Genomic DNA, 23,751 nt, shown 5'->3' on the forward strand with positions numbered 1-23,751 from the left:
ATAGTCCTATTGTAGAAATCGGTCGATTTATTATATACTGATTGTGGTTTTGTTAAAATTACGTGAAAAATGTTCCGTTTGCGTTATAATGTGTTATAATGATGTAAAGAAAGTCAAAGGGGTGTGAGATATGAATTTTGTCAATGGAGAAACAGCTCAAATAGGGGTTTTGAGCAAGGCCCTGGATGGCTTATGGATGAGGAACCAGGTCATTTCGGATAATGTGGCTAATGTCGATACACCTGGATTCAAGGCTTCTAAAGTTGCATTTGAGGATGTATTGAAAGGTGCATTAGATGATAATGCGCTTAAAGGCAAGGTTACAAACATCAAGCATATTCCCATAGGCGCTTTATCTGCCAAAGACGTTCAACCTCAGGTTTTACAATCCCAAAACACATCTATGCGCATGGATGGGAATAATGTAGACATCGATTTAGAAATGGCCGATCTGGCCAAAACCACCATCGCCTATAATGCCGTTATCCAGAAAATGACTAAAGAATTTCAAATGCTTCGCTCGGCCATAAATGGAGGTAAGTGATAATCATGGGTATGTTCGATGCTATAAACAACAGCGCTTCGGGCTTGACGGCGCAGCGTCTCCGCATGGATATAATATCACAGAATATAGCCAATGCCAATACCACGCGCACGCCTGAGGGTGGTCCATATGTACGCCAGATGCCGGTTTTTTCTCAATCGTCGTCAGGAATGGTACAGGTGCAGGCTATAGTATCCGATCCCAGGCCATTTAAATTGACGTATGATCCTTCACATCCGGATGCGGATCCAAACGGCTACGTGCGTATGCCGAATGTAGATGTGACAGAGGAAATGGTGGATATGGTATCGGCTACGCGTTCATATGAAGCCAATGTAACGGTTATAGACGCCGCAAAAAATATGGCTATGCGGGCCATGGATATAGCGAGATAAGAAGGAAGGAGAGAATTGAGATATGCCTGTTAACCCCATTTCTATAAATGCTGCCATAGGTACCGGCAATATTTCGCCTATCGGCTCGGCTAAGGCCGGTGAAGTAGATTTTAAGGATTTATTGTCGGAATCGATGGATAAGCTCAATTCCATTATACAGGACAGCAATGCAGCCGGGGAAGCTCTGGCTACCGGCAGTATAGACGATATACATAGCGCGATGATAGCGGCTGAAAAAGCCGATTTGGCATTACAGTTTACTATACAGATAAGAAATAAGATAATAGATGCATATAATGAAATTATGCATATGCAGATATGATGGTTAAAGATACTTTTTCTAATATGCGCAAGCAACTCAACGAATTTTGGCAGGGCTTAACGCCCTCGCAGAAAAATCGCATAATAATAGCAGCAGTGCTCATTATTGCTGGCATTGCGGTCACCGGTGCGATATGGGGGCGTCGGCAATATACTGTATTGTATAGCGGCCTGGATATAAAGGAGGCCGGTGAAATAACGCAAAAGCTGGATGAGATGGGCGTGCCATGGCGAACTGCTGCCGGAGGGACGGCGATAGAAGTGCCTAAAGGGCAGGATGCAAAGATAAGGATGCAGTTGGCCACACAAGGTATACCGAAGACCGGCGGCAATTATGATTTGTTTATGCAAAGCTCAGCTTTCGGAACTACCGACTATAAGGAGCAAAAGCTCTATATATTTCAGCAACAGGAGCGCCTGCAGGAATCCATTATGACCATACAGGGCGTAGACCAGGCGGTGGTAAACATAAGCGTGCCGGAGAAGGATTCCTTTGTCCTGAAAAACGATGTTCAACCGGCTACAGCATCGGTATTGCTCAAGTTGTCTCCCGGCGTTGAGATGAAGTCAGCGCAGGTTAGCGGTATTCAGCAATTGGTAGCCAAAAGCGTGATAGGATTGAAGTCCGAGAATGTCACTGTAATTGATGATAAGGCCAATATATTAAGCGTAGAGCAAAAAGAAGATGATATTCGCACAGCCGATCAACAAGTAGATCTTGAGAAGAAAGTGCAGGATGAGCTGCAGCAAAAGCTCTTACAGCTATTAGAGCCTATATTTGGTCCTAAAAAAGTGGTGGTGGGAGTAGGAGTGCAATTGGATTTCGATAAACGTTCTTCGGAGAGCATACAATGGCAACCGGTTCTCGATGACGAGGGTATAGCCGTAAGCATGCAGACCATAAAGGAAAGCATGATTAATATGCCTGCCGGAGAAGTGCCTGGTACCGCTAACAATGGAGCTGATACAGGAGGTCAAGGTCCTCCTCCCGTTGAAGATGATACGGGAAATAATCCCGATGGCTATCCAGGAACTAATCAAGGCAATTCGGAATACAACAAAGAAGAAAACACAATAAATTATGAGGTAAATCAGTTAAAGCAGCAAGTAGAAGAGGCGCAGGGTAAACTCAAAAGCATGACGATATCGGTAGTGGTGGATGGGGAAAATATAAGCGAACAGGTTCGCCAGCAGGTGCAGTCGGTAGTAGCAGGCGCGGCCGGTATAGATGCCCAATATGTAATCGTGCAGGCTATGCCTTTCTCAGTCGCTTCATTACAAGAGGATATAAACAATGCGCTAAATGCCTCCCAGCAGCAGAAGCAAGCCGATAGCATGAGAAATATTATATTAGGTTTGATAACCGCTGCCGTAGCGGGTGCAGCAGCATTTATAGCTGTTAGGGTGGCAAACGGCAGAAGAGGGGCCGTCGAGCCAGAGATGGTCGAAGCTGGAATCCCGGAGGGAGTATCGATAGAAGAGATACCGATGGAACCGGAGGATGAGCATACCAAGATAAAGCAGCAGATAGAGAAATTGGTGGATCAGAAACCAGACGTGGTAGCACAATTGTTGAGGACATGGCTTAATGAAGATTAAAGGGGTGATGGATTATGGCGGGTAGAACCGGTGTTACTGGCAAAGAGAAAGCTGCTATACTTATTATAGCCTTAGGGCCGGAAAAAGCTGCTAAGGTATACAAGCATCTGCGCGAAGATGAGATAGAGCAGTTGACGCTTGGTATAGCCAATGTAAATAAGGTAACCCAGGAAGAGAAAGATAGAATAGTAGAAGAATTTTATCAGATATGCCTGGCGCAAAACTACATAAGTGAGGGTGGCATAGGATATGCAAGAGAGGTGCTGGAGAAGGCATTGGGCAATCAAAAAGCTTTGGATTTGATAAACAAACTCACGTCATCTCTTCAGGTCAGACCGTTTGATATGGTGCGGCGCACTGATCCCAATCAACTGCTCAATCTTATACAGGGAGAGCATCCTCAAGCTATAGCATTGGTGCTGTCATACCTGCGCCCACAGCAGGCCGCGGCTATCCTTTCCGCACTGCCGCCTGACAAGCAGGTCGATGTAGCCACGCGGATTGCACAGATGGATAGGACATCGCCGGATATAATAAAAGAGGTGGAGCGTATACTGGAAAGAAAATTATCATCGGTTGCAATGACCGATTATACCTCTGCAGGTGGCATACAGGCCGTAGTAGATATACTCAATGCAGCTGACCGCGGTACTGAGAAGAATATTTTAGAAACGCTCGATGTCAAAGACCCCGAATTGGCCGACGATATAAAGAAACGCATGTTCGTATTTGAGGACATAGCTACTATGGATAACCGGTCCATACAGAGGTTCTTGAGAGAAATCGACAACAATCAGTTGGCGTTGGCATTAAAAGGTGCTAGCGAGGATGTGGCGAATGTATTGTTCAACAATATGTCCAAACGTATGCAGGATATGATTAAAGAGGATATGCAGTTTATGGGTCCGGTCAGGCTCCGTGATGTAGAGGAGGCCCAACAAGCTATAGTAAACGTCATAAGGAAACTTGAAGATGCCGGCGAAATAGTTATTTCGCGCGGCGGAGGGGATGAGATCATTGTCTAAAGTTTATAAAGACGGGAATGTGCAACTTTATTATTCTTCTCCTTATATATTGGAAGATGTAATGATATCCATACATAAAGAACAAGTCGGTAAAGAAAACTATACATCTGACAACAGCGCACAGGTTAATACTATTTTAGAAGAAGCCAGCCGGCAGGCAGAAAACATAATAAAAGAGGCTGAGAGCGAGGCCGAAGCATTGCAGCAGCAGATTTTTGAGAGCGCTCGTAGGGATGGTTATGACAGGGGCTATAACGATGGTTATAACAATGGTTATAAAGACGGATTGCAGGCGGGGCGCAGCCAATACGATGATATGATAGCCGAAGCTCAGCATATGGTCGATGACGCTCAAAAAGAGAAAGACAAGGTCATGCGTGCTGCTGAAGAAGAATTGGTGGAATTGGCCCTAAGTATAGCCAAAGAGGTATTAGAACACGAAATAAGCATTGATAGGAATACTATAGTATATCTGGCTAAGAAGGCTTTAAAGCGCTGTTATTATAGCGATGGTATAACTATTAGAGTACGCGATGAGGATTATGGGACGCTGATAGAACATCTAGCTGATTTTACATCAGCTAAAGGGGAGAATGTTAATATTACAATATTGAAAGATGCAGCCATAGATGAAGGCACATGCTTAATAGATACGCCGACAGGTACCATTGATGCCAGCATAGATACGCAAATGGATATAATAGCTGCTAAACTAAGGTCCTTGTCTAAGGCGGTGAACGGATAAGTGATATCGCTTGACAAGTATAAAGGGGCGATTAAAAATATTGACTCCATAGAATATAAGGGAGCGGTTTCACGTCTGACAGGTCTTACAATAGAGGCTGATGGGCCAGGTGTGGAAATAGGCCGTTTGTGCAAGATATTGTCACAGGATGGTTCGATTTCTGCGATAGCTGAGGTTGTCGGTTTCAGAGAAGAACGTATGCTGCTTATGCCGCTAGGCAACGTTAAAGGCATAGGTCCAGGCAGTACCGTCATTGCCATGAATACCTCACTTACGGTACCGGCAGGCCCCGGTTTATTAGGAAGGGTGCTGGACGGTTTAGGGCGGCCTATGGATTCGGCAGGGCCGTTGGCTGCTGATATGTATTACGATGTGGAAAAAGATCCGCCTGACCCACTGACTCGCCAGCGCATATGCGAACCTATCGTATTAGGCATAAAAGCAATAGACGGCCTTCTCACGTGCGGATACGGGCAAAGGATGGGCGTATTTGCGGGCAGCGGTGTGGGTAAAAGCACGCTCATGGGCATGATGGCGCGTTATGCATCAGCGGATGTGAACGTGATAGCGCTGATAGGAGAGCGTGGCAGAGAAGTAAAGGAATTCATAGAAAAAGATCTGGGAGAGGGACTGGCCCGTTCAGTGCTCGTAGTAGCCACATCAGATCAACCTCCCCTTATCAGGACCAAAGCTGCCTTTGTAGCTACCGCAATAGCTGAGTACTTTAGAGATCAGGGATGCAACGTGTTATTGATGATGGATTCGCTTACAAGATTTGCTATGGCCCAGCGTGAGGTCGGCTTGGCTATAGGCGAACCACCGGTATCGCGCGGTTATACGCCATCGGTATTTGCTACTATGCCAAGGCTGTTGGAACGAGCAGGAACATCGGATAAAGGCAGCATTACCGGTATATATACCGTGCTGGTAGACGGCGATGATTTTAACGAACCTGTCACCGATAACGCGCGTAGTATATTGGATGGCCATATAGTATTATCCAGAGAATTGGCTAACCGAAATCACTATCCACCTATAGATATACTGGCGAGCGTCAGCAGGGTTATGCCTGATGTCGTAACAGACAGGCATATGATGCTGGCATCTCAGATAAAAAAGATCATGGCTGTGTATAAGGGAGCTGAGGATCTTATAAATATAGGCGCTTATGTAAGAGGGAGCAGCCGGGATATAGACTATGCGATAGATCATATAGATGATATAAATGATTTTTTACAGCAGCTTGTGGGACAAGCCTTCAGTTTGCCAGAGATACTGTCAATGATGGAAAATATTATAAAGGAATAGCGCAGGTGGTTTATGAAACGCTTTAGCTTTAGATTACAAAGTGTGCTGAATTATAGAGGACAATTGGAAAAAGATTTAGAAGACAGGCTTGCGTTGAAAAACAAGGAACTTTTGGAACAACGCGATAAGGTTGACATCTTAAAACGATATAATGATTGGGCATGCGATGAATTGGAAAGCAATCTGCAGGTTGGATGTGACGCTAATACGGCCAGAACATACGGCGATTATATTAAGAGGCTGGGTATGGATATAAAGGATCAACAGCGCCGCTTGGCAGAGCTCCAATATGAAGCGGATAATATACGGGCGCAGCTTATAAAAGCAGCTCAGGATGAAAAAATACTATCGACATTGCGAGATAAATATTGGCAAACATATGTGCGTGAATTTTATCATGAGGAGGAGAAGGTTATAGACAGCGTATTATCCCACAAGTATTTTGAGGAGAAAGAAAATGCCTGAAAAGAACGGCGGCAGATCAGCTTTGGCTGTGGTGTTGGCTATAATATTCATTTTATTGGCGGTATTCGAGGCGGCTATAATATTCAATATAGCGGGCATCAGAGATATGGTATCGACCATACCATTTATAGGACCTGTAATAAATGGTCCGGAACTAGAAGCCAAAGCCGATATAGAAGAGCGGACGACGGCGTTAAACAAAAAAGATGCCGATTTAAAAGCAAAAGAAACATCGCTTGCAAATAAGGAAGCGGAATTGGAAAAACGCGAAAAAGCAGTGGATGACAAGGAGAACCAATTAGCACAAAAGGAACAGGAACTGGTGGTAAAAGAAGCTGAATTGAACAGCAAACAAATGGCTATAGCTGACATGGCCAAGATGTATGAGAGTATGGACGCCAAACAGGCAGCCGCCATATTGTCTGAGGTGGATAATGACGGCCTTGTAATAGACATATTGAAAAGGATGAAAGAGGATAAAGCGGCTGCTATACTAGAGCAGATGGAGTCGAAAAAAGCAGCGGAGCTGACAAAGATTATGCAGCCGTAGACGAAGACAACGATGAGCCATGAAAGGAGGTGATGAAGATGATGATATCTCAGGTTATTAACGATCTGGCGTTGCAAGCGCAAAATGCAACAAACGCAGCGAGTTCGCCCGGTTCACCGGATAGCGGTGCCGTTGCTTTCTTAGATTTGCTGACCGCATTATCAAGCCGACAACCAGGGGACGATAAAAAGCTTAAATCGGACGACGATACAATAAATGCTGTAATCGCCGGCTTAATGCTTATGTCAGGTGCGACGCCTGCGAATGACTGGGAGATGAGTGATCTAGATGACAATAGCCTTGCCGATATGGGATTCAATGGCGACGATGGCTTATCGCTGGAGATGATAAAGGGCAGCAATGCTGACCTGCAAGGTGCTATCAGGAGCATGGCCGCTCAGCAGGAAGATGCAATAGCTGGACTTACTGATAAGAAACAAGCAGATAAACCAGATGACAGCAACTTAGGTCGATTATTGCAAGCGCTGGAGCAAAAAGGCGTTGATATAGCCGATGTAAGGCTAAAGCTGGCTATGCTCAGCAATACCGCACGTGATCCTGCCGACTTGGGAAGCAGTGTAAATGAAGATTTGCAAGGCTTAGCTGTGTTAATACAGGAAGATGCAATAGCCGGGCTTACTGAGATGGCGAAGGGAAGCAGTTTATCAGTGCCATTGTTGGAAGAGGGTACTAGTATTAGCCCTGTTGCAAATGAGAAACAGGCAGATAAGTCCGGTGAAAACAACTCAGGTCGATTATTGCAGGTGCTGGAGCAAAAGGGCGTCGATATAGCCGATGTAAAGCTAAGGCTGGCTATGCTCAGCAATACCGCACGTGATCCTGCCAGGTGGGTAAACAACAGTGCAAATGGAGATTCACCAAGCTTAGTTGTGTCAAACGGTGTTGTATCAGCAAAGTTATCCCGGAATATAACAGAACCATTATCGATGACTGCCGAAGATAATATGGAGATTAAGCACGATATGAATGTCGGAGATATCGAAAGTGCAGAGCGGGATCAACCCGACAGCCGTCAGCTATACAATTCGACTATCGACAATGTAAGCGATATTACCCTTAATAAGGCAAACAATGCCGGTATGCCTTCTAATGATATAACCGGCATCAATACGCAAAAGATGGATGTACCATTAAAAGATGCTGCGGGCACAATAATCGATGAGCTGCAACGATATTTATTAGCCAACAAACAGCCGGCGCCGAGTGGTAAAATTATATTTCAGCTCCAGCCGAAGAATATGGGCCATATCGCTGTAGAAATGCAATATGCGGATGGCAGATTAAGCGCTCATATAATAGCCGATACGTCGGCGGCATATCAGCTTATAGATGGCAATTTGAATCAGTTGCAGCAAGCCGTGCAGCGCAGCGGATTTGATTCAACGCAACTTACTCTTACATTGAGCCAGCATAATATGCAGGAAACATGGAGCAATAGCGGCGGTTGGGCAGAGCGGCATCAATATAGCGGTAGTGGTTATTCGGAGATGTCGGTTTTTGATGAACCAATGCATTATAGCACGGAAAAGCCGTGGGATGTATGGGATGAATACAGCAGCATAAATCAGTATATATGAAAGGCAGGTGAAAGACGATGTATGTGAATTCAATCAATACTATGAGCAGTGCGCAAGCCAGTACGGTTATAAATAAGTCAGCCAAATTGAGACAGGACGATTTTTTGAAGTTATTGGCCGCGCAGATGCAGAATCAAAATCCTTTGGACCCTATGGATGACAAGGCTTTTATAGCACAGATGGCTCAATTCAGCTCGTTGGAGCAGATGCAAAACATGAGTGCCAATCTGAGTATGGCACAGGCTGTGGCAATGATAGGTAAAGAGGTATATGCAACGATACCGACAGAAAGAGGTGTACAGCAGCAAATAAGCGGCACGGTGGATAGCGTTAAGTTCAGTAATGGGCAAGCGATATTGACCGTAGGGGCTGTCGATGTACCGCTGGAGAATGTTACAGAAGTAAGGGATCTGGAGGATGCGACAGAAGTAAGTGATAGCGATGAGTAATGAGATATATCTAAATCCTTATATCTGGTCGCCGCCTGCTAAAAAAGCGAATGATCAAAAACCGGTCCAACAAGATATTTCATTTGATGATGTGCTTAAGAGCAAGCTGGATGTGAAACTTTCCAAGCATGCCGAGCAGCGCATCAAAGATAGAAATATAAATTTGACCGGTGATGATGCTGACAAACTCAATCAAGCGGTAGCCAGAGCGCAGGCAAAAGGCATAAAATCGTCGCTGATATTGATGCAGGATAAAGCCTTTATAGTCAGCGTGAGCAGCAATACCATAATAACGGCTGTAGACAAGCAGCATTTAGCGGATAGCATTTTTACAAACATAGACGGCGCTGTAATAATATGAGCTGGACCTTTTCAGGGGGCTCTGCTACCTTGAGCGAAGGAGAGGATGCTTTCAGCGCTGAATAAAACCTGAGGAGGATGTATTTATTATGATGAGATCAATGTTTTCTGGTGTATCCGGTTTGAGAGCGCACCAGACAAGGATGGATGTTATAGGCAATAACATAGCCAATGTCAATACCGTTGGCTTCAAAAGCAGCCGCGTTACCTTTCAGGATGTATTCAATCAAACCATAAAGACTGGCTCGGCCCCTAATGTGTTGGGCGGTACAAATCCGCAGCAGATTGGATTGGGCGCTGCCGTGGGCGCCATAGATGTCCTGCATACCCCCGGTGGTATAGAAAGAACCGATAATCCTTTGGATCTGGCCATAAACGGCGACGGTTTCTTTGTGGTAAACGACGGTACTGCCGATTACTACACCAGAGCGGGTAATTTCCATCTCGATGCAGATGGCAATCTCGTTACACCCGATGGCATGTATGTACAGACGGCAGGTGGCGGCAATATCATAATAGATCCGACATTATATGTATCTATAGTGATAGATAAGACTGGTCAGATAAGCGGTATTCAGGCGGATGGTACCGTGGACACATTAGACATCGTCGGTTTAGCTAAATTTGTAAATCCAGGAGGACTCGAAAAGATAGGCCAAAATATGTACAGGGAAACCATAAGTTCAGGGCCGCCAGCAACCGGTATAGTACAACCAGGCCAGGATGGTACCGGTTATTTGACGCCCGGCGCTTTGGAGATGTCGAATGTTGACCTATCGCGTGAGCTCACCGATATGATAATTACCCAGAGGGGATTTCAGGCTAATTCCAGAGTAATAACGACTTCGGATGAAATGCTTCAGGAATTGGTTAATCTGAAGCGATAGTACAAATGCAATAAATACAGTGTAATGAAGCAAGCTTACTTGGTGTAAGGTTCAGCATATATGGTGAGCAGGCTTTTGAAGCGTAGAACCACAGCAATCTTTGATTGCATTGTGGTTCAGCTTCACAGCCGTAGCGAGGCATATATATCGAGACTGTAACATCCAGCAGATCTCCAATTAGAAAGGTGGTACATATGATAAAACTCACAAGGCTTAACGGCAAAGAATTTGTCATCAACGACGACCTTATAGAGATGATGGAGGCTACCCCCGATACGGTGATAACCATGACCAACGGCAGCAAGATAGTGGTAAGCGAATCGGTGGATGAGGTCATAAAGCGTATAATCGCTTTTAGGCGAATGGCAGGCTATCATAGCGTTGCCGACTTTAGCATCGATAAAGATGAAACTGACCGAAAGGGGGTTATGTGAAACCCTGCTTATAGCAGCATATAAACAGGGCATACACTATAATTATGGATATAGCTACAATAGCCGGTCTGATAGCGGGCATAGCCTTTATCGCTATAGGTATACTGTTGAATGCAAATTTGCTTACATACTACGACCTACCGTCTATAATGATAACGCTGGGCGGTACCATTGCCTCAACGCTTATATCCTATCCGTTGAGCAATGTGTTGAATACGCTGGGTATAATAAAAAATGTTTTTTTCGTTAAAAGGCAGAATCCTAAAGAGATAATGGATATAATACTCAATTTGGCCAATACGGCCAGACGAGAGGGATTGTTAGCACTCGAAGAGGCAGCTTATCAATTGGATGATCCATTTATGCGCAAGGGCATATTGCTTATAGTGGACGGCACTGATCCCGAGCTGGTAAAAAACATAATGGAAACTGAACTTAATTATATCGAAGAGAGGCATAAACAGGGATGGGGTTTGCTTGAAACTATGGGCAATTATGCTCCGGCTTTCGGTATGATAGGCACATTGATAGGTCTTATAAATATGTTGAGGAATCTCAATGATCCTGATACCATAGGCCCTAATATGGCTGTTGCCATAACAACCACGTTCTATGGATCGGTTTTAGCTAACCTGATCTTTTTACCTATGGCACAAAAACTCAAGGTGCGCAGCGCTGAGGAGATGCTGCTGAAGGAGCTTGTATTGGAAGGCGTACTATCCATACAAGCAGGAGAAAACCCAAGGATTATAGAGGAAAAACTGAAAGCTTTCTTGCCACCCAAGTTATTGTCAGTGGCCGAGCAAGAGGTAGAGCAGCAACGGGAAGAAGCGTTGAATAATGGCTAGGAAGCGCAACAACGACGAGGAAAACAAATCGCCGTCGTGGCTTACCACATATGGCGACATGATGTCGCTATTGCTTATATTTTTTATATTTCTATTTTCCTTTTCCAATATAGACGCGCAAAAGTTTAAGGCAATGGTGGCTTCGCTGCAGGCCAGCCTCGGCGTATTGGAGGGCGGCCGCAGCATGAGCAGCGTGCCGGCCACCGGTGGCGATGAAGGACAGGATTTGGAGCAAAGGACGAACGAACCGCAGGATGAATTCGAGTCATTGTATGAGGATATGCAAAGGTATATACAACAGAACAATATAGCGGCTACCGTGGAGATGACGGAAAATAAGATGGAAATATTGCTGAGGTTTAAGGACAATGTACTGTTCGAATCTGGCAAAGCTGATATCATCCCGAGCGCATTACCGGTGCTGAATAATATTGCCGGCGTATTAAAAACATATAAGGAACAAATAGGTGGTGTCAGGATAGAAGGCCATACCGATAATGTGCCCATACATACCGTCATGTTCCCATCGAATTGGGAGTTGTCTACAGCACGAGCTGTAACGGTATTGCGCTATTTTGTAGAACGACAGCATTTGCCTCCTGAAATGCTATCGGCCGTAGGGTATGGAGAATATCATCCGGTGGCGACCAATGATACTATAGAGGGCAGGGCTAAGAACAGGCGGGTGGACATTGTTATAACACGTACCTGGATCCCAGGAGAAATAAATAGCAACACAAATCCGTAATGAAAGGATGGATAAATATTGGCCAAAAACAACAAGTCGCTTTTGTGGACAGCTATGATAGTTGTATTGGTGGCGGCCGTGATCATAGCATATTATATGGCATCTTCTAACGACGCTAGTGGGCAGAATATCGCAGAGAAAAAGACGGAAATTTTTATGCCAACCGTTAAGGATGGCAGTTTTGTTACCAATTTGAAGAATAGCAGGCATTTTTTAAAAGTTACCATGGTTATAGAGGTAGCTAACAGCGCTATATTGGACGAATTTACTAGCAAAGATTATATGGTCAATGATATAATAGTATCGGTATTAAGTAGTAAGACCGATGAAGAATCAGCAGAGGATGGTTTTCAATCCAAATTAAAGAATGAAATAATATCGGCCCTAAATAAGAAGTTTGGCGAAGGTGCCGCAGTAAATATATATTTCAATGAATTTGTAATTCAATAGTAAGGGGTGGCCTATATTGGCGGATGTACTGTCGCAAGATGAAATAGATCAATTGCTTCAGGCGTTGAATACCGGAGAGCTAAGCGTAAGCGACATAATGGAGCAAACTGCCGAGGAAAAGAAAATACGCGTATACGATTTCAGGCGTCCTAATAAGTTTTCAAAGGAACAACTTCGCACATTGGAAATATTGCACGAGAATTTTTGCCGTTATCTATCCTCTTATTTGGCGGGCTTTTTGCGCATATATTGTCAAGTGAACATAGTATCGGTAGAGGAGCTTACTTATTATGAGTTTATGAATTCATTGCCCGAACCGGTAGTATTGGGCATAATGGATTTTCAACCGATGGATGGTAAAATAGTGGTCGAGATAGCTCCGAATATATCTTATGCCATGATCGATAGGGTTTTAGGCGGTTCGGGTCGTGCAGCCGAAGAAATGACGGCCTTCTCCGAGATAGAGCTGGCACTTATAGAACGCATATTAAGGCAGATAGGCACCCTTCTTCAGGAATCATGGGCAAATGTGGCTGCTATAACGCCTAAACTAGAGCGTATAGAAACCAATGCCCAATTTGCCCAAATAATAGCGCCGAATGAAACGGCTGCGCTGGTTACGCTTATGTTAAAGGTGGGCGATGTGGAGGGCATGGTTAATATATGTATACCCCATGTTACCATAGAGCCCATAAGCGATGAGCTTACGACAAGGTTTTGGTTCTCAAATGAAAAAAAGGAAAAAGCGGAACGAGATGAGGTTTCATTCAATACACTGCGCAAACGCATAGAGAATGTGCAGATACCTATAAGGGCTATATTAGGGGAGAGCACAATAAGCATAGGCGATTTTATGCAGTTGAGTCCCGGGGATATTATACAGCTTGATGAGAGTGTTGACAATCACATTAAAGTGATGGTGGGCGATATAACTAAGTTTTACGGAAAACCGGGATTGAGACATAACCATATGGCAGTAAAAATAACTGATGTGATTTATCAAGAGGAGGATACCGATGAGTGATATACTGTCCCAGGAAGAGATAGATGCTTTGCTGCGAGGTCAGCAATCCCCTTCTCAGAGTAGCGACGATGCTATACTAACAGATATAGAGAAAGATGCACTGGGAGAAATAGGCAATATAAGCATGGGGACGGCGGCTACTACGCTTTCTACTCTTTTAAGAAATAAGGTTGTGATAACCACTCCAAGAGTGGATATTACGACTATGAATGAATTGGGCAAGGAATACCCCATACCATTTGTAGCCGTTGAGGTGAAATACACGCAGGGGCTAGAAGGGGTAAATTTGCTGATTTTAAAAGAAGAAGACGTGAAATTAATAACCGATCTCATGATGGGAGGAGACGGCAGCAACATTGCTGACGAAATAAGCGATCTGCATCTTAGCGCTATAGGTGAGGCTATGAATCAGATGGTTGGATCATCGGCTACATCGCTTTCCACGATGTTCGATAAGAACATAAATATATCTCCTCCGAAAGCATTTGTTATTAACTTTACCGATGAATCCCCTTACGATGCTTTTGATTCCAATGAACCTTTGGTTCGCATAGCATTCAGTATGGAGATAGGCACCTTGTTGAAAAGCGAGATGATGCAGTTATTGCCTATAGATTTTGCTAAAGAATTAGTAAATAATCTGCTCGGTGGCGCGGCAAAAGCTCCAGATAATGAACCGTTACAAAAGCAAGAAGTAACTCAAATGCCCCCGATTGAGTCTGAAAAGCCTGAAATTAAACAAGCTGTTGTAAATAAAACAGAATCAGAAAAAGTCGTTAAGGCTCAACCGGTAGTATTCCAACAATTAAATAATGAAGCGCCTGAGGTATTGCAAGGGTCCAACATGAATCTTATAATGGATATACCATTGCAGGTTACGGTAGAACTCGGTCGGACTAAAAAAACAGTAAAAGATATTCTTGAATTGGGGACGGGTTCAGTGATAGAATTGGATCGATTGGCTGGAGAACCGATCGATATATTAGTCAATGGTAAACTCGTGGCAAGAGGCGAGGTGATAGTTATCGACGAAAATTTCGGAGTCCGTATTATAGAAATGATAGACCAAACGACTGCAAAAAATACTAAATAAAACAGGGGAGGAATAGATATAATGGCAAAAAAAGTCTTGATCGTGGACGATGCAGCTTTTATGAGGATGATGATAAAAGATATACTTACAAAAAACGGGTATGAGGTATCAGCCGAGGCCGAAAATGGCTTAAAAGCCGTTGAAAAATATAAAGAGGATAAACCGGACCTTGTTATAATGGATATAACTATGCCCGAAATGGATGGTATAGAATCCGTAAAGAAAATAAAAAATCTGGATCCGAACGCCAATATCATAATGTGTTCGGCTATGGGACAACAGGCTATGGTCATTGAGGCTATTCAGGCAGGTGCTAAGGATTTTATAGTGAAGCCGTTTCAGGCCGATAGGGTCATAGAAGCTGTAAAGAAGGCCGTAGGCTAATATTATGCCTGATAACGGTGCCACATGGTTAAGCGTTATGCTGGCCGTATTTGCATTCATAATTGTCATTGCCGGCGCCTATTATGCCACGCGTTTTATAAGCAAAAAGTCTATCGGTTTATCCAGAGGCAGGTACATAGAGATTATAGATCGAGCGATGCTTTCGAACGATAAATGGTTATGCATAGTTAAGGTAGGGGAAAGGTATTACCTTTTATCTGTGGCACCATCGTCGGTAAGCCTTATAATAGAGTTGACGGCAGACCAGATCATGCTTATCGGCAAAAATGATGCGAGAGAAGGCAATGTATCGTTTGCAACATATATGCAGGCTTTTATGAAAAAGATAGGGAATAAGACGGATGAGACGGATAAAAGTTAGGATTATAGTGCTGTTTATTATCGTTATACTTGCGTGGGCATTAAGCGGTACAAATAGCGCATATGCAGCACCCGAGATACCTATACCAAATATAAATGTCGATATAGAGCCTGCTCAGACGCCGCAAGAAACGGCGTTGAGCCTTCAGATACTGCTGCTATTAACGATATTATCCCTGGCTCCGGCCATATTGATAATGCTGACCTCATTTACTAGGATCATCGTTGTATTATCGTTTGTTCGGAGCGCATTGGGATTGCAACAGATGCCGCCCAACCAGGTCATCATAGGATTGGCTTTATTTTTGACGTTTTTCACCATGGCACCGGTAGCTACGCAGATCAATCAGACAGCGTTGCAACCGTATATGAATGGGCAGATAGAGCAGCAGCAAGCCATAGATAATGCGATGGTACCGCTCAGGGAGTTTATGTTTAAGGAGACACGCGAAAAAGATCTGAATTTGTTTGTAAATCTGTCTGGCATGGACAAGCCGGAGCAACTTTCAGATATATCGTCTACGGTATTGATACCGGCTTTTATAATAAGCGAGCTTAAAACGGCATTCCAGATAGGTTTTTTAATATATGTGCCATTCATAGTGATAGATATGGTGGTGGCTACCACGCTTATGTCCATGGGTATGATGATGATACCCCCGGTTATGATATCGCTGCCTTTTAAGGTATTGCTGTTTATCATGGTGGATGGATGGAATTTAGTGGTGCAATCGCTCATAACCAGTTTTCATTGAAAGGGAGCAGAAAAATGTCTCAGGCACAGGTTCTAAGTATTGTGCGGAATGCCCTTTATATGGTCATACTGTTGTCAGCCCCGATGGCTATATTCGGCCTCGTGGTAGGCATAATAGTATCCATATTTCAGGCGGTAACGCAGATAAACGAACAGACGCTGGTATTCATACCCAAGATAATAGCTATAATCGTAGCCTTAATATTATTCGGTCCATGGATACTCAACACCATGGTAGATTTCACCAACGACATATTTCATAGTATATTGTCGTTCATACAATGATATCGATGGATATTTTGAATTATATACCGACGTTTTTGCTTGTATTTATGCGCATGACCGGGTTATTTGTGCTGTCGCCGGTATTTGGCAGGCGCAATGTGCCAGCCTACTTAAAAATAGGAATGTCATTTATGATGGCGATGGTGCTGCTCAATACCATACCGCTTCAAAGTATAGATATAGTAAATAATATCTGGTTGTATGTATGGATATTGTTTAAAGAGATGCTTATAGGCCTGGCTATGGGTTATATAACCACATTGGCGTTCTCTGCTATCCTTATAGCAGGGCAGATAATGGATTTTCAAATAGGTTTCGGCATGGTGAACGCCTTTGACCCTGTAAACGAAGTAGCTGTACCGATAGTGGGCAATCTCATCAATATGATGGCTCTGCTGCTGTTCTTCGGCATGAATGGACATCATGTGCTGATATCGCTCTTATTTGACAGCTATACGGTATTGCCGATAGGTGATTTTAGCATAAAACCCGATATATTGTGGTATATATTGGAGATATTCGTTCAGACGTTTGTATGGGCTATAAAACTGGCTATACCGCTTATGGCAGTATTGCTGCTCACCGAGGTAATGTTGGGAGTATTGAGCAGAGCGCTACCGCAGATGAATGTATTCGTCATGGGCATGCCCATAAGGCTGATGATAGGTCTTATAATGTTATTGCTGGTACTGCCGGTATATATAAATCTTATGGAGCCGCTGTTTGCGGATATGTTCGACGATATAAGTGGTTTTATGCAAAGGATGGTGCGATGATCTGGTATATAGACCTTCAGCTATTTGCTGACGACGAAAAAACCGAGCAACCTACGCCCAAGCGCCGCAGGGAGGCGCGGGAAAAAGGGCAGGTTTTTAAGAGCGCTGAAATAAACATGGTAGCCGTATTGCTGGCATCGTTTCTGGTAATCAAAGCGATATTCCCTAGCCTATTACAGATATTGACCGCGTATGAGCGTCAGATCTATACGATGGCCGGTTCGGCGGATAGCATATATACGAGTGAGAACCTGTCAACGTTGTTTATAAATACTATAATCCAGATCGGCAAAGGGCTATGGATATTTATCTTTGGCATATGCATAATAGGCATAGCTGTAAATATAGCTCAAGTTGGATTTGTATTTTCGGCTAAACCTTTAGCGATGGATCTTGGACATTTAAATCCTGCAGCCGGATTTAAGCGTATATTTTCCAAAAGGGCTGTAAATGAACTTGTTAAGTCAATATTAAAAATAGCGATAATAGGCTACGTTGCTTATACAGAGATAAGAAATGATATAAATATATTCCTCGCCATGAGCCGCGAAGGTACGTCGGTCATGATTTACGATATGGTAAGCATAGTATTGAACGCTGCTATAAAACTCACGGCTGTGATGGCAACAGTGGCTGTATTGGACTATATATTTCAGCGCCGGGAGTATGAGCGAAATCTCAGAATGTCCAAACAAGAGGTGAAACAGGAGTTTAAGGAGACCGAGGGCGATCCGCAGATAAAAGCGCGGATCCGACAAATACAGAGGCAATTGGCTATGATGCGGATGATGCAGCAGGTACCCAAAGCGGATGTAGTTATAACAAATCCGACGCATTTTGCAGTCGCTCTGCGATACGACGCTGAAACCGACCAGGCGCCGGTTATACTGGCCAAAGGTGTCGATTATATGGCACAGCGCATAAAAGAGGTAGCCAGACAAAGTCGTGTGCCGATAGTTGAGAACCGGGAATTGGCCAGAAACCTTTATTATGCAGTGGATATAGGGCAAATAATACCGCCTCAATTTTACGAGGCGGTGGCTGAAGTGCTGGCTTACGTATACAACATGGGTAGGAGGTGAAATATATGAAGCTCGGCGATATAGCGATAGCATTTGTGGCGGTGGCCGTAACATTGTTGATAATAATACCGCTGCCATCGGGCTTATTGGATGTGCTTTTGTCGTTTAATATAGCGTTGGCTTTGATAATACTGCTTATAAGCCTATACGTAAAAGAACCTTTGGAATTCTCTATATTCCCGTCGTTGCTGCTTTTGGCGACCATTTTCCGTATAGCGCTCAATATATCATCGACAAGATTGATATTATCGGAGGGTTATGCCGGTCAGGTCATAGAGGCCTTTGGCAATTTTGTCATAGGCAATGACATAATAGTTGGTGTAATAATATTCCTTATCATATTCGTGGTGCAGTTTATTGTCGTAACCAGAGGTGCAGAAAGAGTAGCCGAAGTGGCTGCCAGGTTTACCTTGGACGCCATGCCTGGCAAACAAATGGCCATAGACGCCGATCTAAATTCCGGCATCATAAGCGAGGCCCAGGCGAGGGAGCGACGGGCCAAGATACAGCGCGAAGCCGATTTCTACGGAGCAATGGACGGTGCGAGCAAATTCGTCAAAGGCGATGCGATAGTAAGCATCATAATAGCCGTTATAAATATAATAGGCGGCATAATAACCGGAATGCTGGTGCAAGGCATGGACTTTGCCGAGGTGCTGAACCGCTATACGCTGCTGACAGTGGGCGACGGTTTAGTAAGCCAGGTGCCGGCTTTGCTTATCTCTGTAGGAACCGGCATAATAGTGACGCGCGCAGCCTCGGAGTCTAATATGAGCCGCGACCTTGTATCACAGATAACGTCTCAACCCGTAGCTATGCTGATAGCCGGCATAACCTTGATAGTGTTAGCCTTCATGGGGCTTCCGAAACTGCCAATGTTTTCTATTGGAGGTGTTTTCATATATCTCGGCTACACTATACAAAATACAGCAAAGCTTAAACAACAACAAGAAGAAACCAGTGCTGAGAAGACGCGTACCGATGAGATACGCCGACCGGAAAATGTTTTGCCGTTATTACAGGTGGATCCGATAGAATTGGAATTTGGATATAATCTTATACCGTTGGCAGATGTCAATCAAGGCGGCGATTTGCTGGATCGCGTCGTTATGATAAGGCGCCAGTTGGCATTGGATCTGGGCATAGTGGTGCCTATGATACGCATACGCGATAACATACAATTAAAGCCCAATCAATATGTCATAAAAATTAAGGGTGTCGAAGTGGCTGAGGGTGAATTGATGCCGGACAGATACATGGCTATGAACCCAGGTGCCGTGGAACATGAGATAAACGGTATACCTGGTGTCGAACCGGCCTTTGGCCTACCTGCCATATGGATAACAGCGGAACAGAAGGATGAGGCTGAAATGGCCGGTTATACTGTTGTAGATCCGCCGTCTGTGATGGCTACCCATTTGACAGAGGTTATACGAAGGCACAGCTATGAATTGCTGGGGCGCCAGGAAGTACAAGGGCTCATAGATAATATAAAGCAGACCCATCCGGTATTAGTGGACGAATTGATACCCAAACTCATGACGGTTGGAGAGGTGCAAAAAGTCCTGCAAAATTTATTAAAAGAGAATGTCCCGATAAGAGATATGGTAACCATATTGGAGACGCTGGCGGATTATGTGAATCTTACGCGCGATCCCGATATGCTGACCGAATATGTAAGGCATGCCTTATCTAGAACGATTACAAGGCGTTTTATACAGGGGAATAAAGCATCTGCCATAACGGTCGATCCATCGCTGGAGCAACTTATAATGGATTCCGTAAAACAGACCGAGCAAGGCACGATGATAGCGATGGAGCCGTCTAAATTGCGCGCTATGTTATCGTCGTTATCTAATGAGATACGAAAGTTATCCGGCACCGGCATACAGCCGATAGTTATAACATCGCCGGTAGTGAGAATATATTTTAAGAGGCTTACTGAACAATTACTTCCCGATTTGCCGGTGTTGTCATATAATGAGCTGGAGCCTTCTATCGAGGTGCAGTCTGTGGGGATGGTGAGGATATAGACGATGGATGTAAAACATTATGTGGGCGATGATATGAGGGATATAATGGATCAGATAAGGACGGAAATGGGCTCTGACGCTATAATACTTCATACCGGGAAAACGCGCAAGAAAGGACTAAAGGGTTGGTTTTCCAAACCTTTGATAGAGGTAGTGGCAGCGCATGACCGCACTGCGAATGATAAGCAAAATGATGTAGACAGTCGCAGACTTCAAGCGATGGAGTTGCAGTTAAGCGGCTTGCATTCTGCTATAGAGCGGCTTGCAGATATCAAACAGAACCAGAGTGCTGCCGAAATTAATCCAATATATTCAAAGTATATCGACATATTATCTGCGCATGATGTCAATCCTGATATAGCATCCGAAATAATGGATAAAGCGATGGCTATATATAAAGGCGGAGATATGCAGCAGTGCGTAGAAGACGTGATAAAGGAATATTTGGGCCAACCTGTGCCAATAAGCTTGGACAATGGGAGACAAAGTGTTATAATTTTCTTAGGCCCTACCGGCGTGGGGAAGACCACCACGCTGGCTAAATTAGCTGCGTATTACGGTATACAATTGGGCAAAAAAGTAGCGCTCATTACGGCCGATACATATCGCATAGCGGCAGTAGAGCAATTGCGCACATACAGCGATATAATGCAATTGCCATTGTCGGTGGTTTACTCGTCTAACGAGTTAAAGCAAGAGATCGGTCGTTATAGCGATGCCGATATCATAATGATAGATACCCCTGGCCGAAGCCCTAATGACATAGATGGCATAAATGACATAAAAGATTTAATAAAAGCGAGTGAACCTACTGATGTTTTTTTGTTGGTCAGCGCATCGTTTAACTACGCAGCTTGCCAGCGTTTGTGGCAACGGTTTGGCGATATCGAGGATATAAGGCTGTTGTTTACAAAGCTCGATGAAACGGATTGCTGGGGTACGATATTGAACATGCGGCATATCTCGCGCCGGCCGCTGTCATATATAACCGATGGCCAAGTGGTGCCCGACGATATAAAGGTCGTCGATGTGGATGCAGTGGCAGCCAAGATAGCGAGGGATTAGTATGGCTATAGGCGATCAGGCTGAACGTTTGAGGACCATAATCAGCGATTTGAGGCTGCAGCGTGATGAGCGGCCAAATAATAGAATTATTACCATAACCAGCGGTAAAGGCGGCGTCGGTAAAACCAATATAACCATTAACCTCGCGATATGTTTAGCTAAGCGCGGCTTTAGGATTATCATACTGGATGCGGATTTCGGTTTATCCAATGTCGACGTCATGCTGGGAACGGTATCAAAATACAGCTTTGTGGATTTATTAAAAAGTGACAGGCAGTTGGAGGATATATTGAGCGTTGGTCCGCTTGGCGTAAGGTTTGTATCCGGGGGTTCTGGAGCGATAGAGTTATTGAATATGGATGAGCGGCAATTGGACGGCATAATAGATAAGATGGCACCTTTGGATAAGATGGCCGATATAATTCTGGTGGACACAGGGGCAGGCATAACGCCATCTGTTTTAAGATTTATGCAGGCATCCGATGAGGTGATATTGGTCGTGACACCTGAACCGGCCTCTTTGACCGATGCCTACGCCTTGGTAAAATCATCGGTTGGATTAGTGGAGCAATCGAAGATGCATGTTATATTTAATAGGGTGGCCGATATGCGCGAGGCCAAAGATACAGAAGATAGATTTCTGACTACGGTAGAACGTTTTTTAGGGGTCAGGATGAACTCACTTGGATTCGTTAATCATGATAATGCCGTACTTAAAGCCGTAAAAAAGCAGCAGCCGTTCATATTGGAGTATCCCCAATGCAAGGCGGCGGAGCAGATACGCGCTATAGCTGATGCCTTACTGGGGACAAATAGAGCCTATGGTATCGAAAGAGGTTATAATGGGATCAGAGGGTTTCTAAGCAGATTGTTGAAGGGGGCCTAGCCAAAGTTGATGGTTTATAATGATTATGATCTAAATGTGGGAGAACGCATAGAACTGGAAGTAGAAGACGATAATGGGGTAAAAACCACCTATATAAGCCAGGTGTACAACGTGCTGGATCAGAACCATATAGTAATAGCCGGGCCTATAAAAAAAGGTAAGATAGTGCTGTTATCCGTAGGCCAACCTTTAGGGGTTATATATTACAGATCAGATGGGTGTTATCGTATCTGTGCTAAGATAACTCAGCGTCTCAAAATGGATAAAGATGTGTATATTTATACTATAGAGGCTATGGGAGCACGGGAGAGGATACAGCGCAGAAATTACTACAGGCTGGGGATTGTGCTTCCGGTACAATTTAGAAAGATGACCGAAAGCGGTGACAAAAACCAATTCGCATTGCATAAAGCTTATACATTAGATATAAGCGGCGGCGGTATGCGAATAACAGTGTCGAAAAGGATCCCGATAAAAGAGAGGGATTTATTGCAATGCCATATATTATTGGACGATGATGTTAAATTAGAAGTAAAGGGCATTGTTGTACGTATAGCAGGCGCAAATAATGATTCTGACACGAATGAAATAGGCGTGGAATTCCAAGATATTTCAAACCAGGTACGGGATAAGCTGATAAGCTTCATATTCAAACAGCAGCTTAAATTTCTTCAAAAGGGGTTGAAATGATAGAGACTATAATAGCAATAGGTTCATCGACCGGCGGACCAAGGGCTTTGGAGCGAATACTGACAGTGCTGCCGCCGCAGCTAAAAGCGCCTATAGTAATAGCGCAGCACATGCCTAAGGGGTTCACAGCATCTTTAGCTCAACGTTTGGACATGCTATGCGATATCCATGTACGCGAAGCCAGAGAGGGGGATATATTAGAGAATGGTACTGCTTATATAGCGCCGGGGAGCATGCATATGACAGTGATTCCGAGAGCGAATGGTCAGCTTGCATTGCGTATATTTGAAGATGAGATAAAATCGTATTATAAACCGTCGGTAGACGCATTGATGAGATCTATTGCGCCTTTGCCAATAAAGAAGATAGGGATAATATTAACCGGTATGGGCAGCGATGGAGCAATGGGATTAAAGGCTATTAAGCAAAATGGCGGTGTAACGTTGGCGCAAGATGAGGCATCGTGTGTGGTATTTGGCATGCCGGCAGCCGCTATAAAAGAAGAAGCGGTAGATAAGGTCCTATCGTTGGATGACATAGCGACAGAAATAATTAAGATATTGGGGGTATAG

General features: G+C 44.1%; 30 protein-coding genes. All 30 read left to right on the forward strand.

The genetic code is table 11. The features are described 5' to 3' along the window. Positions 1-130 precede the first annotated feature (130 nt). The 30 genes from flgB to MAHAU_RS04335 all read left to right on the forward strand — a co-directional run bounded on the left by flgB (position 131) and on the right by MAHAU_RS04335 (position 23,751). The gene (flgB, locus tag MAHAU_RS04190) at positions 131-544 is read left to right on the forward strand and encodes a flagellar basal body rod protein FlgB (protein WP_013780477.1); all 414 of its coding nucleotides are present in this window, start codon (positions 131-133) and stop codon (positions 542-544) included. A 5-nt stretch (positions 545-549) separates the two neighbouring features. Beyond that, positions 550-939: a flagellar basal body rod protein FlgC gene (gene flgC, locus MAHAU_RS04195; RefSeq protein ID WP_013780478.1), complete on the forward strand. Its 390-nt coding sequence runs from the start codon at positions 550-552 to the stop codon at positions 937-939. 22 nt (positions 940-961) lie between these two features. Further along, the gene (gene fliE / locus MAHAU_RS04200; protein ID WP_013780479.1) at positions 962-1,261 is read left to right on the forward strand and encodes a flagellar hook-basal body complex protein FliE; all 300 of its coding nucleotides are present in this window, start codon (positions 962-964) and stop codon (positions 1,259-1,261) included. Continuing rightward, a complete protein-coding gene (gene fliF / locus MAHAU_RS04205; RefSeq protein WP_013780480.1) occupies positions 1,258-2,859 on the forward strand; it encodes a flagellar basal-body MS-ring/collar protein FliF in 1,602 nt (533 codons plus the stop codon). Before fliE ends, fliF begins: the two co-directional genes overlap by 4 nt. A gap of 14 nt (positions 2,860-2,873) precedes the next feature. Beyond that, complete coding sequence (fliG, locus tag MAHAU_RS04210; protein WP_013780481.1) at positions 2,874-3,884, forward strand: flagellar motor switch protein FliG; 1,011 nt, start codon at positions 2,874-2,876, stop codon at positions 3,882-3,884. Next, positions 3,877-4,629 (forward strand): FliH/SctL family protein, encoded by a 753-nt coding sequence (locus MAHAU_RS04215; RefSeq protein WP_041643842.1) that lies wholly within the window; start codon positions 3,877-3,879, stop codon positions 4,627-4,629. The genes fliG and MAHAU_RS04215 overlap by 8 nt, the downstream gene beginning before the upstream one ends. Then, on the forward strand, positions 4,630-5,937 hold the full coding sequence (gene fliI, locus MAHAU_RS04220) for a flagellar protein export ATPase FliI (RefSeq protein ID WP_013780483.1): 1,308 nt from the start codon (positions 4,630-4,632) through the stop codon (positions 5,935-5,937). A 12-nt stretch (positions 5,938-5,949) separates the two neighbouring features. Beyond that, on the forward strand, positions 5,950-6,402 hold the full coding sequence (gene fliJ / locus MAHAU_RS04225) for a flagellar export protein FliJ (RefSeq protein WP_013780484.1): 453 nt from the start codon (positions 5,950-5,952) through the stop codon (positions 6,400-6,402). Further along, positions 6,395-6,952 (forward strand): MotE family protein, encoded by a 558-nt coding sequence (locus MAHAU_RS04230; protein ID WP_013780485.1) that lies wholly within the window; start codon positions 6,395-6,397, stop codon positions 6,950-6,952. The genes fliJ and MAHAU_RS04230 overlap by 8 nt, the downstream gene beginning before the upstream one ends. A gap of 38 nt (positions 6,953-6,990) precedes the next feature. Further along, positions 6,991-8,550, forward strand: a complete 1,560-nt coding sequence (locus MAHAU_RS04235; RefSeq protein WP_013780486.1) for a flagellar hook-length control protein FliK — start codon at positions 6,991-6,993, stop codon at positions 8,548-8,550. 17 nt (positions 8,551-8,567) lie between these two features. Beyond that, positions 8,568-8,999 (forward strand): flagellar hook capping FlgD N-terminal domain-containing protein, encoded by a 432-nt coding sequence (locus tag MAHAU_RS04240; protein WP_013780487.1) that lies wholly within the window; start codon positions 8,568-8,570, stop codon positions 8,997-8,999. Next, positions 8,992-9,360: a TIGR02530 family flagellar biosynthesis protein gene (locus tag MAHAU_RS04245; protein ID WP_041643845.1), complete on the forward strand. Its 369-nt coding sequence runs from the start codon at positions 8,992-8,994 to the stop codon at positions 9,358-9,360. Before MAHAU_RS04240 ends, MAHAU_RS04245 begins: the two co-directional genes overlap by 8 nt. Before the next feature lie 88 nt (positions 9,361-9,448). Continuing rightward, entirely contained in the window at positions 9,449-10,246 is a 798-nt protein-coding gene (flgG, locus tag MAHAU_RS04250; protein ID WP_013780489.1) for a flagellar basal body rod protein FlgG, read from the forward strand. Between the two features lie 194 nt (positions 10,247-10,440). Next, positions 10,441-10,680 (forward strand): flagellar FlbD family protein, encoded by a 240-nt coding sequence (locus MAHAU_RS04255; protein ID WP_013780490.1) that lies wholly within the window; start codon positions 10,441-10,443, stop codon positions 10,678-10,680. Between the two features lie 44 nt (positions 10,681-10,724). Continuing rightward, entirely contained in the window at positions 10,725-11,528 is an 804-nt protein-coding gene (locus tag MAHAU_RS04260; RefSeq protein WP_013780491.1) for a motility protein A, read from the forward strand. After that, positions 11,521-12,276, forward strand: coding sequence for an OmpA/MotB family protein (locus MAHAU_RS04265; RefSeq protein WP_013780492.1), 756 nt, complete (start codon positions 11,521-11,523; stop codon positions 12,274-12,276). The genes MAHAU_RS04260 and MAHAU_RS04265 overlap by 8 nt, the downstream gene beginning before the upstream one ends. A gap of 18 nt (positions 12,277-12,294) precedes the next feature. After that, positions 12,295-12,726: a flagellar basal body-associated FliL family protein gene (locus MAHAU_RS14925; protein ID WP_013780493.1), complete on the forward strand. Its 432-nt coding sequence runs from the start codon at positions 12,295-12,297 to the stop codon at positions 12,724-12,726. A 16-nt stretch (positions 12,727-12,742) separates the two neighbouring features. After that, positions 12,743-13,750 carry a flagellar motor switch protein FliM gene (fliM, locus tag MAHAU_RS04275; RefSeq protein ID WP_013780494.1) on the forward strand — a complete coding sequence of 336 codons (1,008 nt, stop codon included), beginning with the start codon at positions 12,743-12,745 and terminating at the stop codon, positions 13,748-13,750. Beyond that, entirely contained in the window at positions 13,743-14,843 is a 1,101-nt protein-coding gene (fliY, locus tag MAHAU_RS04280) for a flagellar motor switch phosphatase FliY (RefSeq protein ID WP_013780495.1), read from the forward strand. The genes fliM and fliY overlap by 8 nt, the downstream gene beginning before the upstream one ends. Before the next feature lie 21 nt (positions 14,844-14,864). Further along, positions 14,865-15,227, forward strand: coding sequence for a response regulator (locus tag MAHAU_RS04285; RefSeq protein WP_013780496.1), 363 nt, complete (start codon positions 14,865-14,867; stop codon positions 15,225-15,227). A 4-nt stretch (positions 15,228-15,231) separates the two neighbouring features. Continuing rightward, a complete protein-coding gene (locus tag MAHAU_RS04290; RefSeq protein WP_013780497.1) occupies positions 15,232-15,609 on the forward strand; it encodes a flagellar biosynthetic protein FliO in 378 nt (125 codons plus the stop codon). Beyond that, entirely contained in the window at positions 15,590-16,363 is a 774-nt protein-coding gene (gene fliP, locus MAHAU_RS04295; RefSeq protein ID WP_013780498.1) for a flagellar type III secretion system pore protein FliP, read from the forward strand. The genes MAHAU_RS04290 and fliP overlap by 20 nt, the downstream gene beginning before the upstream one ends. 14 nt (positions 16,364-16,377) lie before the next feature. Next, positions 16,378-16,647, forward strand: coding sequence for a flagellar biosynthesis protein FliQ (fliQ, locus tag MAHAU_RS04300; RefSeq protein WP_013780499.1), 270 nt, complete (start codon positions 16,378-16,380; stop codon positions 16,645-16,647). Between the two features lie 5 nt (positions 16,648-16,652). After that, positions 16,653-17,423, forward strand: coding sequence for a flagellar biosynthetic protein FliR (fliR, locus tag MAHAU_RS04305; RefSeq protein ID WP_041644330.1), 771 nt, complete (start codon positions 16,653-16,655; stop codon positions 17,421-17,423). Further along, positions 17,420-18,505, forward strand: a complete 1,086-nt coding sequence (gene flhB, locus MAHAU_RS04310) for a flagellar biosynthesis protein FlhB (protein WP_013780501.1) — start codon at positions 17,420-17,422, stop codon at positions 18,503-18,505. The genes fliR and flhB overlap by 4 nt, the downstream gene beginning before the upstream one ends. 5 nt (positions 18,506-18,510) lie before the next feature. After that, entirely contained in the window at positions 18,511-20,538 is a 2,028-nt protein-coding gene (flhA, locus tag MAHAU_RS04315) for a flagellar biosynthesis protein FlhA (protein ID WP_013780502.1), read from the forward strand. A 3-nt stretch (positions 20,539-20,541) separates the two neighbouring features. Next, a complete protein-coding gene (locus tag MAHAU_RS04320; RefSeq protein ID WP_013780503.1) occupies positions 20,542-21,603 on the forward strand; it encodes a flagellar biosynthesis protein FlhF in 1,062 nt (353 codons plus the stop codon). Position 21,604: 1 nt separating this feature from the next. Further along, positions 21,605-22,489, forward strand: coding sequence for a MinD/ParA family protein (locus MAHAU_RS04325; RefSeq protein WP_013780504.1), 885 nt, complete (start codon positions 21,605-21,607; stop codon positions 22,487-22,489). Between the two features lie 9 nt (positions 22,490-22,498). Continuing rightward, the gene (locus MAHAU_RS04330) at positions 22,499-23,179 is read left to right on the forward strand and encodes a flagellar brake protein (protein WP_041643848.1); all 681 of its coding nucleotides are present in this window, start codon (positions 22,499-22,501) and stop codon (positions 23,177-23,179) included. Then, a complete protein-coding gene (locus tag MAHAU_RS04335) occupies positions 23,176-23,751 on the forward strand; it encodes a CheB methylesterase domain-containing protein (protein ID WP_013780506.1) in 576 nt (191 codons plus the stop codon). Before MAHAU_RS04330 ends, MAHAU_RS04335 begins: the two co-directional genes overlap by 4 nt.

The organism is Mahella australiensis 50-1 BON, from assembly GCF_000213255.1.
Lineage (GTDB): Bacteria > Bacillota > Clostridia > Mahellales > Mahellaceae > Mahella > Mahella australiensis.